Below are 14,579 nucleotides of genomic sequence, written 5' to 3' on the forward strand. Positions count from 1 at the left end.
CTGTTTTACTATTTCTGAACACGCTCTTCATACATTGTGTGGGTCAATGTTGCACAAAAAGCGATCATAAGGGGTGTAAAACAGATATGTGAATATGTCACAATGCTGGGCTAAAAATAAGGCGGCAACGACGGCGATGCGTCCCCCAACAATTAGAGTAAATATCGCCCCCAACCGACAGGTAGCGACGTGAATCCTACAGATGTAAGCAACCCCGAATATTTCCACAAAGTTGTGGATTGCCAATACGCGTGCCCAGCGCATACTCCTGTGCCCGAGTACATCCGTTTAATTGCCCAACAGCGCTACACTGACGCTTATATGATTAACTGGGAATCTAACGTATTTCCCGGTGTGTTGGGGCGTACCTGTGACCGTCCGTGCGAGCCGGCGTGTCGACGTGGGCGTATCGACGAAGAGCCCGTTGCCATTTGCCGTTTAAAACGTGTGGCGGCCGATAACAAGGACTCCATCGCCGATCGACTGCCACAGATACCCGAGCAAAAAAATGGTAAGCGGATCGCTTGTGTTGGCGGAGGCCCAGCATCGTTGACCGTGGCTCGCGACTTAATGCCCTTGGGTTATAGCATCGATATCTACGACAATCAGCGAGCCGCTGGCGGTATGATGCGCAGCCAAATCCCGTCGTTCCGATTACCTGAAACGGTTTTGAACGAAGAGGTAAATTTTATTTTAGACATGGGCGTCACCACGTTCTTAGAAACAGAGGTTACCAGCATGGCCTCAATTCTAGAGAAGAACTACGACGCTGTCTTTGTAGGCACCGGAGCCCCAAAAGGTAAGTTGCTGAATTTGCCCGGCTTAGACGAAGCGGGTAGTGCGGTTTATATCGGTATTCAGTGGTTAGCCAATGTCGCGTTTGGCCACACCGAGCATGTTGGCAAGAAAGTGATTGTCTTGGGTGGTGGTAACACCGCCATGGATTGTTGCCGAACAGCCAAACGCTTGGGCGGTGAAGATGTTCGCGTGGTGGTTCGCAGCCCATACGCTGACATGAAGGCCTCGCCATGGGAGAAAGAGGATGCTCAGCACGAGGGTATCCCGATTTTTGATAACCACACTCCGAAAGAGTTCGTGGTTGAGGACGGCAAGCTTAAAGGGATGCTGTTCGAAAAAGTGGAGGCCGTTTATGACGAGAACGGTAAACGCAGTTTGGTGCCAACCGGCGAAGACTGGGTGTTTATGGAAGCCGATGTTGTACTCATGGCGATTGGTCAAGAAAATGCCTTCCCATGGGTAGAGCGAGACTTGGGGATCGACTTTGATCAATGGGATATGCCAAAGCTCGATAAGGTGAGTTTTCAATCGACTCGTCCGAATGTGTTCTTTGGTGGCGACGCCGCATTTGGTCCCGAGAACGTTATTACAGCGGTAGCACAAGGCCATCAGGCCGCGGTCAGCATTGATCTGTTCTGTCAGGGTAAAGATTTGCATGTGCGACCGGACCCTCACACCAATTTAGTCAGCACGAAAATGGGTGTACATGAATGGAATTACGACAACGCGGTTGAGATTGACGACCGTTACGTTGTGCCACTCGTGGACCTCGACAAGGCGCTCAGTGACCGCAAAGTGGAAGTGGAATTAGGGTTTGATCGAGAAACCGGTTTTAAAGAAGCCGAGCGCTGCCTGAACTGTGACGTGCAGACCGTCTTCGATGAAACACGCTGCATCGAATGTGATGCCTGTGTCGACATCTGTCCCACAGATTGCATTACCTTCACAGCCAATGAAGACGACGAGTCGGTACTTCGCTCGAAGCTAACCGGTCCTTCGCACAATTTGGCGACGGACTTGTACGTATCGGCGGAATTGCCAACGGCGCGGGTCATGGTTAAAGACGAAAATATTTGCTTGCATTGTGGGCTGTGTGCCGAGCGCTGCCCAACCACTGCATGGGATATGCAAAAGTACTTTTACTCGGTTTCCAAAGCAGGGCAAGCAGCATGAATGCGTCAGTAGCACCGATCAAAGCGGTCAATGACTTTGTCATTAAATTCGCCAACGTTAACGGCACGGGTTCGGCCAGTGCCAATAACCTGTTCGCCAAAGCCTTGTTTCGCATGGGTTTGCCGGTCAGTCCTAAGAATATTTTTCCCTCCAATATTCAAGGTTTGCCTACGTGGTATGAGGTACGGGTCTCTGAAAAGGGCTATCTTGGTCGTAGAGGCGGCGTGGATATCATGTTGTCGGTTAACCCCCAGAGTATGGCAGCCGATATTCAAGAAGTAGAGCCGGGCGGTTATTTTATCTATGACAACACAAAAGCCCTGGACCTTCGATTGCACCGTGCGGATATTACTTTTATCGGTATTCCACTGACGGCAATTTGTAACGAACAGTACAAAGATCCTCGTCAGCGTCAGTTGTTTAAAAACGTGATCTATGTGGGCGCGTTAGCGGCCCTGCTGGATATGGACTTCAAGGTACTCAGTGCCTTGGTGAGTGATCAGTTTAAAGGCAAAGAAAAGTTGGTATTGCCCAATATCGCTGCGCTGGAATTGGGGCATCAGTACGCCAAAGAGCATTTTGAATGTCCAATCAGCATTCGTGTTGAAACACGCGATGCCGTGGGCGACAGTATTTTACTTGACGGCAACACTGCCTTGGGTTTGGGGGCTGTTTATGGTGGTGCGACGGTCGCTGCCTGGTACCCGATTACACCTTCGACCTCGGTCGTTGATGCCTTTGATAAGTATGCCAAGCGTATGCGTATCAATGCGGGCACAGGCGAACACAACTACGCCATCATTCAGGCTGAAGACGAATTGGCCGCGATTGGCATGGTGATTGGCGCAAGCTGGAACGGCGCGCGCGCATTCACGGCGACCAGTGGACCAGGCTTGTCGTTGATGAGCGAATTTTTGGGGCTTGCGTACTTTGCGGAAATCCCCACGGTATTAATCGATGTTCAGCGTGCTGGTCCTTCCACGGGCATGCCGACCCGAACGCAGCAATCGGACGTGCTGTCGGCCGCTTATGCGAGTCACGGTGATACCAAGCAAGTGCTCCTGTTCCCATCATCACCCGCGGAATGTTTCGAGTTTGGCGCGCAGAGTTTCGATTTGGCTGAACGTCTACAAACGCCCATCATTTTAATGACAGACCTCGACTTGGGTATGAACGACAATATGTCGCCGCCTTTGCGCTGGGATGACGAGCGCACTTATGACCGCGGTAAGGTCTTAACGGCAGAGCAGCTCGATAGCATGGAAAAATTCGGTCGTTACCTCGATGTCGACGGCGACGCCATTTGTTATCGCACTTATCCCGGTACGCACCCCAGCAAAGGGACCTTCTTTACTCGCGGGACTTCGCGCGATGAATTTGCGATTTACACCGAGAAGGGTGAAGAGTACGAGAAGAACATGCTGCGTTTGATGCGCAAGTGGGAGACGATTAAAGATTACGTTCCCGCGCCCGAATTCAAGCCGGCTGCGCAGAAGACCGACTTAGGGGTTATCTATTACGGTACCAGCGAAGCATCAACCGTCGAGGCACTGGATTACCTGGCCGACGAGGGCGTTTACGTTGATGCGATGCGCGTTCGTTCCTTTCCTTTTAACGACGATGTCGAGGCCTTCATAGAGCAACACGATCGCGTATTCGTGGTAGAACAAAACCGTGATGCACAGTTGCGCACCTTGCTAATGGCCGAATTCGAATTTGGCCCAGACAAGCTGAAGTCAGTCTTGTGTTTTGACGGCACACCGATTAGTGCTAGAAATATTAAAAAGCAAATTAAGCAACAACTACCCGGTTCGAATGTGACGCCATTTCAACGTCGATTCCGTCGTGCACAAGGGGGTGCAGCATGAGTTATCAGATTCCTAAGTTTCGTCATCCTGAGCTACCCAAAAATGAATTGGGCTACACCAAAGCGGATTACGAAGGGTCGATCTCTACCTTGTGTGCTGGCTGTGGTCACGACTCCATTAGCGGCGCGATTATCAAAGCGGTGCATGAGTTAAGCATTGAGCCCCATAAAATTGCCAAGCTCTCGGGTATTGGCTGTTCGTCTAAGTCACCGACCTACTTTTTAGGTAAGTCGCACGGGTTTAACAGTGTTCATGGCCGCATGCCTTCTGTTGTAACAGGAGCTGCGATGGCTAATCGAGATTTGCTGTACTTGGGCGTCTCGGGCGATGGCGACACCGCATCGATTGGTCTGGGTCAATACGGCCACGTGGCGCGCCGTAACCTCAATATGGTCTACATCGTCATGAATAACGGTTGTTATGGTCTGACCAAAGGTCAAGATTCAGCGACCGCTGACGAGGGTTCTATCAGCAAAAAGGGTGAGCCTAATCCTTTCGGTTCGATAGATTTGCCTGCCGTTGCTCTACAGCTTGGAGCAACCTTTGTCGCGCGCAGTTTTTCGGGTGACAAGGAACAGTTGGTGCCGCTGATTAAGGCTGCAATGTCGCATCGCGGCTTTGCCTTGATTGATGTGGTGTCGCCTTGCGTAACCTTTAACAATACGCCCGGATCGACCAAAAGCTACGAATACACTCGAGAACACATGGAAGCCACAGGCACTGTCGATTTTGTGCCCATGCACGAAGAAATTACGACTAAGTACGATCCAGGCAAAACGCGCGATGTTACGATGCACGACGGTGCGGTCATTCGCTTAAAGAAAGTCGACGACAGTTTTGATCCATTTGACCGGATGTCGGCCATGGTGGCGCTGGAAAGCAGCCGTCAGTCGGGGCAGATATTGACGGGTCTGCTTTACATGGACAAACAGTCGCGCGATTTGCATGAAGCCTTGGCCACCTCTAAGCGCCCTCTGAATCAGCTCACCGAAACTGAGCTGTGCCCAGGGAGCAAGGTGCTGGAGCAGATCAACCAGAGCCTACGTTAGGATGGCGACATTGGAATCGGCATTAATTTCTCCTAAGGCGCTCTTCGAGCGCCTTTCTTTTGGCCAGGTGTGCGTGATTGACGCCAGCTGGTATCTGCCAGCGATGGGGCGTGATCCGGTCGCCGAATACCGTGAACAACATATTCCTGGTGCCGCGTACTATGATTTAGATTATTGGAGTGCACCTGACAGCGATTTGCCCCACACCTTGCCCTCCGCAGATTGGTTTACCCAAGGCATGCAGGCGTGTGGTTTACATAGCGGGATGACGGCTGTGGTGTATGACGGCGCTGGTGTTTTTTCAGCCCCGCGTCTGTGGTGGCTGCTGAAAAGTTTTGGGTACGACGACGTCAAGGTGTTGAACGGCGGTTTGCCAGCATGGCTGCGCGAGGGCTTGCCTGTGGAGTCTGGTACTTCGAAGCCGGTAACTGGCAATTATCAGGCTGGCGCACTGGCTTCGGGTTTTGTCGATGCCGATTATGTGCTGAAGGTTGCGCAAGGCGAAGGTGCCGGGCAAATAGCCGATGCTCGCTCTGAGGGGCGTTTTAGTGGTATCGAGCCAGAGCCCCGAGCCGGTTTGCGCAGCGGACATATCCCCACCTCATGCAACGTGCCTTATGCGTCTTTGCTTGATGATGCTGGGCAGTTGCTTCCTGTCGAGACTTTACGGCAGATCTGGCAGTCCAAAGGCATCGACCAAGAGTCGGCGGTGATTACCAGTTGCGGCAGCGGAATCAGCGCTTGTGTGCTGGCGCTGTCATTGTACGAGTGTGGTCTAAGGGACGTGTCGGTGTATGATGGGTCTTGGTCGGAGTGGGGTGCTCGACTCGATTTACCAGTGATTCAGGGCTCTTAAATGCAAGGTATAGAGGTGAGTCGATCAGGGGTCTATGGTAGGCTTTGCACCAGCCGCCCTTAGCTCAGCTGGATAGAGCGTCCCCCTCCTAAGGGGAAGGCCTCAGGTTCGAATCCTGAAGGGCGGGCCAAACTTAGTGGGTGCATACTGGGTGTCAGCACGTATTTTTCCGGGGATCAACCCAATGCTCGCTACGCTTTTCTTCGTAAATAAATAGTGTCGCACGTAGGGCACTGATACTTTGCATCGTACCTCCATTTCTCCAGCCACGTTCTATGCCGCCGCTGTAATGCCACTTTGAGTGCGCCGCAAGCTCTACAATCGCCTAGCGAAAAGCACGTAACCTTTTGACTTTTATGGGTTAAATTCGGGGGGGGGGGGGGGGTACCGTTCACCTATTCAACACCTTTGCCGTTAAGGTTTAAATATAAAACAAAACTTTTGTTCTGGCGAGCTTTGGTGACGGTATTTTTATCCCCCCGCTAACTTGACCTTGTACCCCTTAGATTCCAGATAGGCTTTTATCTTCTCGCGCTGGTCGCCTTGAATCTCGATATCAAAGTCTTTGACGGCGCCACCGACACCACATTGCTGTTTTAGCTGTTTGGCTAAGGTTTTTAACTCAGAACCGGCCAAACCCAGCCCGCTCACGATCGATACCGTTTTTCCGCCGCGTCCCTTGTTGCTGCGCATGATTCGGACCCAACCGTCGCCCTCAGGTGGGGCAGTGGGGCCACACTGGCAGCGAGTTTCGGGTTGGCCGCAGCCGGGACAGAGTCTGCCGTGCTCGGTTGAATAGACAAGGCCTGATTTCTTCCCCATGGTGTTTTCCTAATGTCACTCGCAGCTAAATGATCGAAGGTAAAAGTTTAACGCATTGGTGGTTACGCTGGCGAATCATCGTTATGATTGGGGATTACCTTCGGCACACAGTTGGCGCGAAATGACCGAGACAAAGACAAGCCTTGATCTCTACTCTTTGGAAGCACAAATTGTGGATCTACAGACACGTTTGGTATTCGCTGAAGAAGCGCACGCAGAGCTCGACGATATTGTTGCGCGGCAAGACGTGATGATCCATGAACTAAAACGCCAACTCGATGAGTTACGCGGCGAGCTGGAATCAGCAAGCGCGCAGTGGGGCGACACAAACGTCGTAGAGCGCCCCCCACATTATTGACCCTGACCAACAATAAAGGAGAATAACATGAGCGACGGAGCTAGAGTCGACACCCCTGAACAGGCGGCCTTTAGAGAGCACTGCCGATCGTGGCTGGCAGCAAATCACCCAGGCGAACCGCCAGTTCGGTTGCCGCAAAGCGCCATCGAGATCATGAATAGCGATCAAATGGATTTTTTGCAGGCGTGGCAGAAGTCGGCCTACGACGCTGGCTTGGTAGGTTGTGATTACCCTGAGTTTTGCGGTGGCGGTGGCCACACGAATTTTCAGCGTATTGCGAACGACGAGATGGTGCGCGCTAAAACGCCCATCTTGCCCAACGTGATTGGTCTGGGTATGGCAGCACCGACGATTCTGAATCACGCTAGTGATGAGCTAAAAGCCGAGTTACTGCCGCGCTTGCTATCAGGTGAAGATATTTGGTGTCAGGGATTCAGTGAGCCGGGCGCTGGCTCGGATTTGGCGAGCGTGCAAACCTTTGCCGAGCCCACAGATGATGGTAAGTGGGTGATCAATGGTCATAAAGTGTGGACGAGCTTGGCGCACTTTGCGAGCTGGATGATTATTTTGGTGCGCACGGATAAGTCGCACAAATACGACGGGCTTAGCTATTTTGTGGTGCCCATTAAATCTGCCTTGGGCAAAGGCGTTACTGTTCGCCCTTTGATTAAAATGACAGGTGAGCTGGGCTTCAACGAGGTTTTGTTCGAAAACCTTGTGGTGGACGATCGCATGCGCTTAGACGAGCTCGGTAAGGGCTGGCAGGTGGCCATGACCACGCTGCTATTCGAGCGCGGTGCGGGTAACCTGGATACACCGCGAGCCGGGGGCATGACATCCAAAGCTTCGTTTACAACCTCCGTAAGCGCGGTTGTGAAACTTGCGAAAGAGACAATGCGTGGTGGCAAGCCCGTGTCGGACGATCCCGTCATGCGTGACAAGATCATGCAAGAGTTGGTCCGCGAAGAAGGCTTTATTCAGACCTCGCGGCGTGGACGGGTGCCCGAATTAACGGACCATCCCATGCGTATACCTCTGCAAGGTAAGGTGCAGGTAAGCGAATTGCATCAGCGCACGGCGAACTTAGCGATGGAAGTCGGAGGTGCTAAAGGCTCCTTATACCTCGGCGACGACGCTGCGCTGGAAGGCGGGCAGTGGACATTGGGTTACATGAACTCCTTTGGTTTCACGATTGCTGCCGGCACCAGCGAAGTACAACGTAATATTTTGGGCGAGCGTGTGCTCGGCCTGCCGAAGTCTAAATAGGAGGGTTTGACCATGGCACAACCAAAGAATTTTGGCTACGACGCGGATGCCGCAGCCCTCAAAGCGCAAGCAGAAAAGTTTTTTAATGACCGTTTGCCGGTGGATCAACTGCATGCCCTAGTGGCGCACGATTCGACCCCTGAGCGCGATCCCGTGGTGGATTGGAAGCCCGAAATCTGGGCCGAAATGGTGGAGCTCGGCTGGTCCATTCTAACCGTACCTGAAGAAAAAGGCGGTCTAGGTTTGCCGCTGGTAGCTGTCGCGGGTTTAATTGAGGCACAAGGTAAAGCCGCGTGCCCGAGCCCTCTGCTTGAAACACTGAATGCAGGTTTGGTGCTATCGCACTGTGATCAAGCCGACGCTGGGTTTGAGGCGATCTTAGACGGTAAATCGGTAGCGCTGGCCTTTGCCGATCAGCACGGTAGCTATGAGCCAAGCACAACCCAGGTGCAGGCTAGCGGTGGGGTACTCAGCGGTTCGGCGTATTTTGTGCAAGAAGCCGGTAAAGTTGATGCTCTGCTGGTTGCTGCGCAATCTGACAGCGGTATTGCTTGGTACTGGGTCGATAAGAGTGCGGCAGGTGTGAGTGTCAAACAAGACGCGATTATCGATTTAACGCGTGATCAAGCGACGGTTACCTTTGATGGGGTGTCTGCCGTTAAATTGGGTTCGGACGCGTGTGCCGCCTTTGCGGCCGCACACCCGGCAATTTCTGCGCTCTTGGCTGCTGATGTCGTCGGCGCAGGCGAATGGTTATTGCAAACTACGGTTGAGTATGTGAGTGTGCGCAAGCAGTTTGATCGTCCGCTGGGATTTTTCCAGGGGGTTAAGCACCCATTAGTCAACGTGATGATGGCGATTGATGAAACCAAATCACTGGCTTACAACGCCGCTTGTGCTTATGACTGCGACGAGCCCAACACACAGAAAGCCGGCCATTTAGCTAAAGCCTCAGCGGCTGATACAGCTGATTTTTCAGCGAGCCGAGCGGTGCAAATGCACGGTGGTATAGGCTTCACCTGGGAGTGCTACGTGCACTTGTATTTTAAACGTCAGATGCACAGCAAAGCCTTGTACGGCGATGCGGTTTGGCATCGCGCCAAGCTGGCTGACATTGTGTTTGGTCCTGTAGCGGCGTAACGAGAAAGGTAAGGTATGAGCAAGTCAACTTGGGCCTTGGTGGCCCTAGCGTTTTTCGGTGGTCTGTATGTGTTGTTTCAAATGGCAACTCGTACGCCGGAGCCGCCCGCACATCAGGTGTTTATTGATGGCACGGTTCTAACGATGAATGCAGAAGCGCCCATTGCCCAGGCGATCTCGGTACGTGGTGACAGGATTGAGGCGGTGGGCACCACCGAGGATATTATGGCGCTCGTCACCGACGAAACTGAGGTCCACGACTTGCTCGGCCGAACCTTGTTACCCGGATTTATCGATGCGCATGGTCATTTTCCGGGTTCGGGAATGTATTCTCTAGTCGCCAATCTCAGCAGCCCGCCGGTGGGTGACGTTATAGACATGGCGATGCTGATTGAACGCTTGCGTGCGCAAGCCCAGTCGAAAGCGCCGGGTGAATGGGTCATAGGGCTAAGCTATGACGACACAGCGATTGCCGAGCAGCGTCATCCGACTCGCTTAGATTTGGATAAGGTTTCGACCGAGCAACCGGTTGTGGCACTGCACAGCTCGTTACACTTTGCGACCGTCAATACCAAAGCACTAGAGCTACTGGGCATTGATTCGACAACACCCGATCCAGAGGGTGGTGTGATTGTCCGCGACGAGCAAGGGCGGGCCACCGGTGTTCTTGAAGAAAACGCGATGATGAGCCTGATGCAAGAGGTCCTGGGTTTTGGTGCGTTTGAAGGTTTTTTAATGACGAAAGCCGCTGTTAAGGACTATGCGCAGCATGGCGTCACAACGGCAAATATGGGAGCCGCGTCTCAAGAGCAGATGAAAGGCATGCGCATGATGTCAAATTGGGGCGTCATACCGCAGCGGCTCACCGTCATGCCGTTGCAAACGGAAAACGACGAAGCCATCACGCAAGGTACCTTTGATGAAAGGGAGTGGGACACTGACCGGTTTGACGTTGTCGGCTTTAAAATTGTGGCCGACGGCAGCATTCAGGGTTACACCGGCTATTTGAGCCATCCTTACCATGTGCCCTATAAAGGGGATGCGGATTATCGCGGCTATGCGCGTGTGTCGCGAGAAGAGTTGTTTAGGCAAGTGCGTGAAATTTTCAAGCACGGCTATAAAGTCGCCATCCATACCAATGGTGACGCCTCCATCAATGATGCTTTAGATGCCATCGAAGCGGCCCTTCGAGAGTTCCCTGCTAACGACCATAGAACTATTTTGATTCATTCCCAGATGTCGCGGCTAGACCAAGTTGAGCGGATGGCCCGTTTGGGTGTGACGCCATCATTCTTCACAGCGCATGTGTATTTTTGGGGTGATCGACATCGTGATATCTTCATGGGGCCAGAGCGCGCTGAAAACATCAGTCCATCGCAGTGGGCGATTCAGAATGGTGTTCGCTTTACCACGCATTTAGATACGCCTGTGGTCCCAATGCGCCCACTTCGTGCGGTGTCGGCGATGGTGAACCGTTTAACCAGTTCTGGCGCGGTGCTCGGTGCCGACCAGCGCACTGACGTTATGACGGCCTTGAGAGCAACAACTATCGATGCGGCCTGGCAGGTGGGGCAAGAGGATAGACTGGGTTCGATTGAACCGGGTAAGCTTGCTGACTTGGTGGTGTTATCAGGGAACCCGCTGGAAAATACCGACCGTGTGCACGAGCTTAAAGTCGAGCGCACGGTCATTGGCGGCGTAACGATTTATCGTCGTTAGGTAAAGCTCGCGATACAGGCTCTAATTTCCTGCGCTAGCGTATCTGGCTGTTCCAGTGCAGCGAAATGACCGCCTGCATCCAACCTGTTCCAGTACGTCACGTTAGGAAAGCGCTGTTCTACCCAGCGGCGCGAGGCTTTAAAGATTTCTTTTGGGAATATGCTCACGCCCGTTGGCGCATTGACGATGGGCAACTCTTCGGTGGGGTGAAAGCTCTCCCAGTATAAGCGCGCCGAACTTGCGGCAGTGGCGGTAAACCAATAGAGCGATACGGTGTCTAGTATCGTTGTTCGATCAACCGCATGTTCTGGCAGGCTAACGCCATCGCGTTCACAATCAGTCCAAGACCAGAATTTTTCCACAATCCATGCCAGCTGCCCAACAGGTGAGTCGGTTAAGGCGTAGCCGATGGTTTGTGGGCGGGATGCTTGTTGAGTCGAATAACCACTGTCCCAGCGTACGTAGTGTGCGCCGGCAGCCAAGGCGTCGTTTTCCTCGTCTGTCAGTTCGCTCATGGTGGCAGGGTCCGGTTGCACAACGGGCATGGTGATGTGAATACCTTGAACGCCGGAGTCGGGTAGTAAAGGTAAGGTCTGGGTAATGATACTGCCCCAGTCGCCACCGTGGGCAAAATACTCTGCATAGCCCACAGCCTTCATGAGTTGATCAAATAAGTAGGCGATGGTGGCAACACCGGTGCCTGTTTGCTGAGGTTTCCCTGAAAAGCCGAAACCAGGCAGACAGGGAATGACTAGGTGGAATGTTTGCTCGCCATCAGTGCCCTGTGATAGCCGCGGTATCAATGCTTTGAATTCAAGAATCGATCCGGGCCATCCATGGCTGAGTAATAGAGGTTTGGCGTTGGGCTTGTCGGAGCGTATGTGTAAAAAGGCGATATCTTGATGACCGATTCGCACTGTCTGTAAACCTTGGTTGTTAATCCAATGCTCGCACGCACGCCAGTCGTAGCTTGAGCCCCATTCACTGGCCAAATCCTGCAGATAGGACAACGGAACCCCTTGGCTCCAGTCGTCAACGAGCTCCGCTTCAGGCCAGCGGGTCTGACTCAAGCGCTGCTTAAGGTCCTTGATGTCGGTCTCGGGGATACTGATGTGTAAAGGTTTCGGTGCAGTTGTCATTTTGATCTCCTTATTCTTCTACCCAAACGGTTCTGAGAGGTTCGCCAAAGTCGTCGTAAATCACCTTTTTCTTGGGGCGTTTTTTAACCTTGGGTTTTGCGGAACTCACACTTTGGCGACGCGATTGCAGCTCGGCTACGACATGATCGAGTGGGGTGCGCTCTTGCTTGGGGCCGGTAAATATCTCTCGCAGGGTGCGGTGTTCGGGTTGGGTGGCATCTTTTCCACTCTGGCCTGCTGGTACCTGCTTTACGCTGCCGCCAGAGGCAATGTAAGCCTGCACCTCCGCCTGAAGGGCTTTGCGAACGTCAGCTTTGGTCGGAATCTTTTTCATACACTGGGTTAAACACCACTATGAGTAAAATTTGATACAACCACACAGTGTGTCCCTCACACGGCGCTTTGTAAATAGTAAAACGTACTGTTTAAGTGGTTCAGCTTTTGGTTTAATGAGCGCCTAAATTTCGGGGGATTTTTATTTTGCTTAAGTTTATTCGCTCGACGCTGGTGTTCGCCTACCTGGTGATCACACTGATACCAGCGGCCAGCCTCTTATTGTTGGTATCGATCATTCATCGCGGTGACTTTATTTATTGGCGGGTTGGGGTTCCCTACTTAAACGGCGTCATTCAAGCGGCGCGTATTATCGGGGGTGTAAACTATCGCGTTGAGGGTCAAGAAATCCTCGACGCGCTCGCTCTGAGTAAGCAGCGCGTGATACTTTGCCCGAAGCACCAGTCCACGTGGGAGACCTTCTTTCTGCCCACGATTAGTCCCAATCCCTTGTCTTACGTCTTTAAGAAAGAGCTATTGTGGATTCCGTTATTCGGCTGGGCGCTGTACCGCTTGGATATGATTTATATCGATCGCTCAAAACGTAAAGAGGCTTGGAACAAGGTCGCAGAGCAAGGCCGTATTCTCATGGATCAGGGTAACTGGGTGATTATGTTCCCTGAAGGGACGCGAACTGTGCCCGGGGTAGATCCAGCCTACAAAACGGGTGCCAGCCGTTTGGGTGTGGCGACCGATGCGGTGTTAGTACCTATTGCTATCACCTCCGGCCGTTGCTGGCGCAGAGCTTCGTTTGCTTTGACCCCAGGCACTATTGATGTTGCAATCGGCGAGCCAATTTCCTGCCAAGGTCGAACCGCTGAAGACCTCATGCACGAAGTAAAAGAGTGGGTCGAAGCAAAAATGCGTGAACTCGATCCTGAGCCCTATAGGGTCAATGCCTAAGCCTTTAGATAATGGCCTCGAAGCGATTGGCGTCCCGATTTTTGACGACCTGTTCGGGTTTGAAGATCTGCCCATTCATCGCGATGTAAGCGCCAGGTGCTGCCGATTGTGCGGCACCTAAGGCACAGCCAATGTTAAAGATAGCGTCGGAGTCGCGAAAGGCCGCGGGTTGCAAGGCGCCGGTGAAGACGACCGTTTTGTCCATAAGGTGACCAAGATAGCGGGCAGAGTCGGTCATGGTATCGGTCCCATGAGTGACGATGACGCGGGCGCCAGGCGGCAGCTCTGCGATACAATCAGCGAGCGTCTGGCGGTGTTCATCGCTCATATCCAAGCTATCAATCCGCATCAGAGGGATAAGCGTATGGGAAAAGGCAACGTTCATTTCGTCAAGTAAGCGTTCAATGACCGGCTGGCCAATTTGATACGTGCTTTTCGCGTCAAAATAAACCTTGTCGATTGTACCGCCGGTCGTGATTATGTGAATATGCATGCGCTTGCCAACAATAGTGAATTAGGGCCCGAGGGATAATTGTCATGAGCTTTTACGAAGACCGGATTTTACCACACATGATTAACTGCGCTTGCGGCTCTGGTACTTTTCACAAACAGCGCGATAAGGTCGTTCCCCGAGCTCTGGGCAAGGTGGTAGAAATTGGTATTGGTACGGGGCTCAACCTCACACATTATGATCCAGCCAAAGTTGAATGTGTCATCGGGATTGATCCAAGTGCCAAGTCCTGGGAGCTGGCTCAGGAGCGCGTCAAGGCAGTGCCTTTTCATGTCGAGTATCGCGGCTTGTCGGGCGACCAAATCCCACTTGAAGATAACTCGATGGATTCTGCTGTCGTGACCTATAGCTTGTGCACCATTCCCGACCCCGTAGCGGCGTTGCTCGAGCTGAAAAGAGTGGTCAAGTCAGGGGGCTCTATACACTTCTCTGAGCATGGGTTGGCGCCTGAGGACGGGGTCATGAAGTGGCAGAACCGCATCAACCCGATTTGGAAGCGTATTGCGGGTGGTTGCCATATTAATCGTGATATCGCGGGCCTATTTGCCACGGCCGGTATTGCTCTACCCGAGCTTGAAACGATGTACCTTCCTAAAACCCCGAAAATCGCGGGGTTTAATGTGTGGGGGCGGGCCGAGGTTTAG

At 52.6% G+C, this 14,579-nt stretch carries 14 protein-coding genes and 1 tRNA gene; 11 read left to right on the plus strand and 4 right to left on the minus strand.

Translation table 11 applies throughout. The features are described 5' to 3' along the window. The first annotated feature begins 189 nt into the window (after window positions 1–189). The 5 genes from EYZ66_RS05570 (at window position 190) to EYZ66_RS05590 (ending at window position 5,874) form a co-directional block, all read left to right on the plus strand. On the plus strand, window positions 190–1,971 hold the full coding sequence (locus EYZ66_RS05570) for an FAD-dependent oxidoreductase (RefSeq protein ID WP_040816989.1): 1,782 nt from the start codon (window positions 190–192) through the stop codon (window positions 1,969–1,971). Further along, window positions 1,968–3,839, plus strand: coding sequence for a 2-oxoacid:acceptor oxidoreductase subunit alpha (locus tag EYZ66_RS05575; protein WP_009576512.1), 1,872 nt, complete (start codon window positions 1,968–1,970; stop codon window positions 3,837–3,839). The genes EYZ66_RS05570 and EYZ66_RS05575 overlap by 4 nt, the downstream gene beginning before the upstream one ends. Continuing rightward, window positions 3,836–4,888 carry a 2-oxoacid:ferredoxin oxidoreductase subunit beta gene (locus tag EYZ66_RS05580; protein ID WP_009576511.1) on the plus strand — a complete coding sequence of 351 codons (1,053 nt, stop codon included), beginning with the start codon at window positions 3,836–3,838 and terminating at the stop codon, window positions 4,886–4,888. The genes EYZ66_RS05575 and EYZ66_RS05580 overlap by 4 nt, the downstream gene beginning before the upstream one ends. A gap of 10 nt (window positions 4,889–4,898) precedes the next feature. After that, window positions 4,899–5,744: a sulfurtransferase gene (locus tag EYZ66_RS05585; protein ID WP_216088983.1), complete on the plus strand. Its 846-nt coding sequence runs from the start codon at window positions 4,899–4,901 to the stop codon at window positions 5,742–5,744. A 53-nt stretch (window positions 5,745–5,797) separates the two neighbouring features. Next, window positions 5,798–5,874, plus strand: a tRNA-Arg gene (locus EYZ66_RS05590). A gap of 341 nt (window positions 5,875–6,215) precedes the next feature. Here the strand turns inward: EYZ66_RS05590 and EYZ66_RS05595 are convergent. Further along, entirely contained in the window at window positions 6,216–6,566 is a 351-nt protein-coding gene (locus EYZ66_RS05595; protein WP_040816436.1) for a translation initiation factor Sui1, read from the minus strand. Window positions 6,567–6,687: 121 nt separating this feature from the next. Between EYZ66_RS05595 and EYZ66_RS05600 the strand changes: the two genes are divergently transcribed. From EYZ66_RS05600 to EYZ66_RS05615, 4 genes are read left to right on the plus strand one after another with little or no spacing between them, the layout of a single operon-like run. Next, entirely contained in the window at window positions 6,688–6,924 is a 237-nt protein-coding gene (locus tag EYZ66_RS05600) for a SlyX family protein (protein WP_009575503.1), read from the plus strand. 27 nt (window positions 6,925–6,951) lie between these two features. Then, window positions 6,952–8,190: an acyl-CoA dehydrogenase family protein gene (locus tag EYZ66_RS05605; protein WP_009575502.1), complete on the plus strand. Its 1,239-nt coding sequence runs from the start codon at window positions 6,952–6,954 to the stop codon at window positions 8,188–8,190. A 12-nt stretch (window positions 8,191–8,202) separates the two neighbouring features. Then, on the plus strand, window positions 8,203–9,330 hold the full coding sequence (locus EYZ66_RS05610) for an acyl-CoA dehydrogenase family protein (RefSeq protein WP_009575501.1): 1,128 nt from the start codon (window positions 8,203–8,205) through the stop codon (window positions 9,328–9,330). A 15-nt stretch (window positions 9,331–9,345) separates the two neighbouring features. Next, window positions 9,346–11,049: an amidohydrolase gene (locus tag EYZ66_RS05615; RefSeq protein WP_009575500.1), complete on the plus strand. Its 1,704-nt coding sequence runs from the start codon at window positions 9,346–9,348 to the stop codon at window positions 11,047–11,049. Here the strand turns inward: EYZ66_RS05615 and EYZ66_RS05620 are convergent. Next, entirely contained in the window at window positions 11,046–12,188 is a 1,143-nt protein-coding gene (locus EYZ66_RS05620; RefSeq protein WP_009575499.1) for an epoxide hydrolase family protein, read from the minus strand. The two genes, EYZ66_RS05615 and EYZ66_RS05620, sit on opposite strands and share 4 nt — an antisense overlap. Before the next feature lie 10 nt (window positions 12,189–12,198). Continuing rightward, complete coding sequence (locus EYZ66_RS05625) at window positions 12,199–12,522, minus strand: hypothetical protein (protein ID WP_009575498.1); 324 nt, start codon at window positions 12,520–12,522, stop codon at window positions 12,199–12,201. 146 nt (window positions 12,523–12,668) lie between these two features. On the opposite strand from EYZ66_RS05625, the gene EYZ66_RS05630 reads away from it, so the two are divergent. Further along, window positions 12,669–13,424, plus strand: a complete 756-nt coding sequence (locus EYZ66_RS05630) for a lysophospholipid acyltransferase family protein (RefSeq protein WP_009575497.1) — start codon at window positions 12,669–12,671, stop codon at window positions 13,422–13,424. A gap of 4 nt (window positions 13,425–13,428) precedes the next feature. On the opposite strand, the gene EYZ66_RS05635 is transcribed toward EYZ66_RS05630, so the two are convergent. Further along, window positions 13,429–13,917, minus strand: coding sequence for an asparaginase domain-containing protein (locus EYZ66_RS05635; protein WP_009575496.1), 489 nt, complete (start codon window positions 13,915–13,917; stop codon window positions 13,429–13,431). Window positions 13,918–13,961: 44 nt separating this feature from the next. On the opposite strand from EYZ66_RS05635, the gene EYZ66_RS05640 reads away from it, so the two are divergent. Then, entirely contained in the window at window positions 13,962–14,579 is a 618-nt protein-coding gene (locus tag EYZ66_RS05640) for a class I SAM-dependent methyltransferase (RefSeq protein WP_160195615.1), read from the plus strand.

Source organism: Aequoribacter fuscus (genome assembly GCF_009910365.1).
Classification (GTDB): domain Bacteria; phylum Pseudomonadota; class Gammaproteobacteria; order Pseudomonadales; family Halieaceae; genus Aequoribacter; species Aequoribacter fuscus.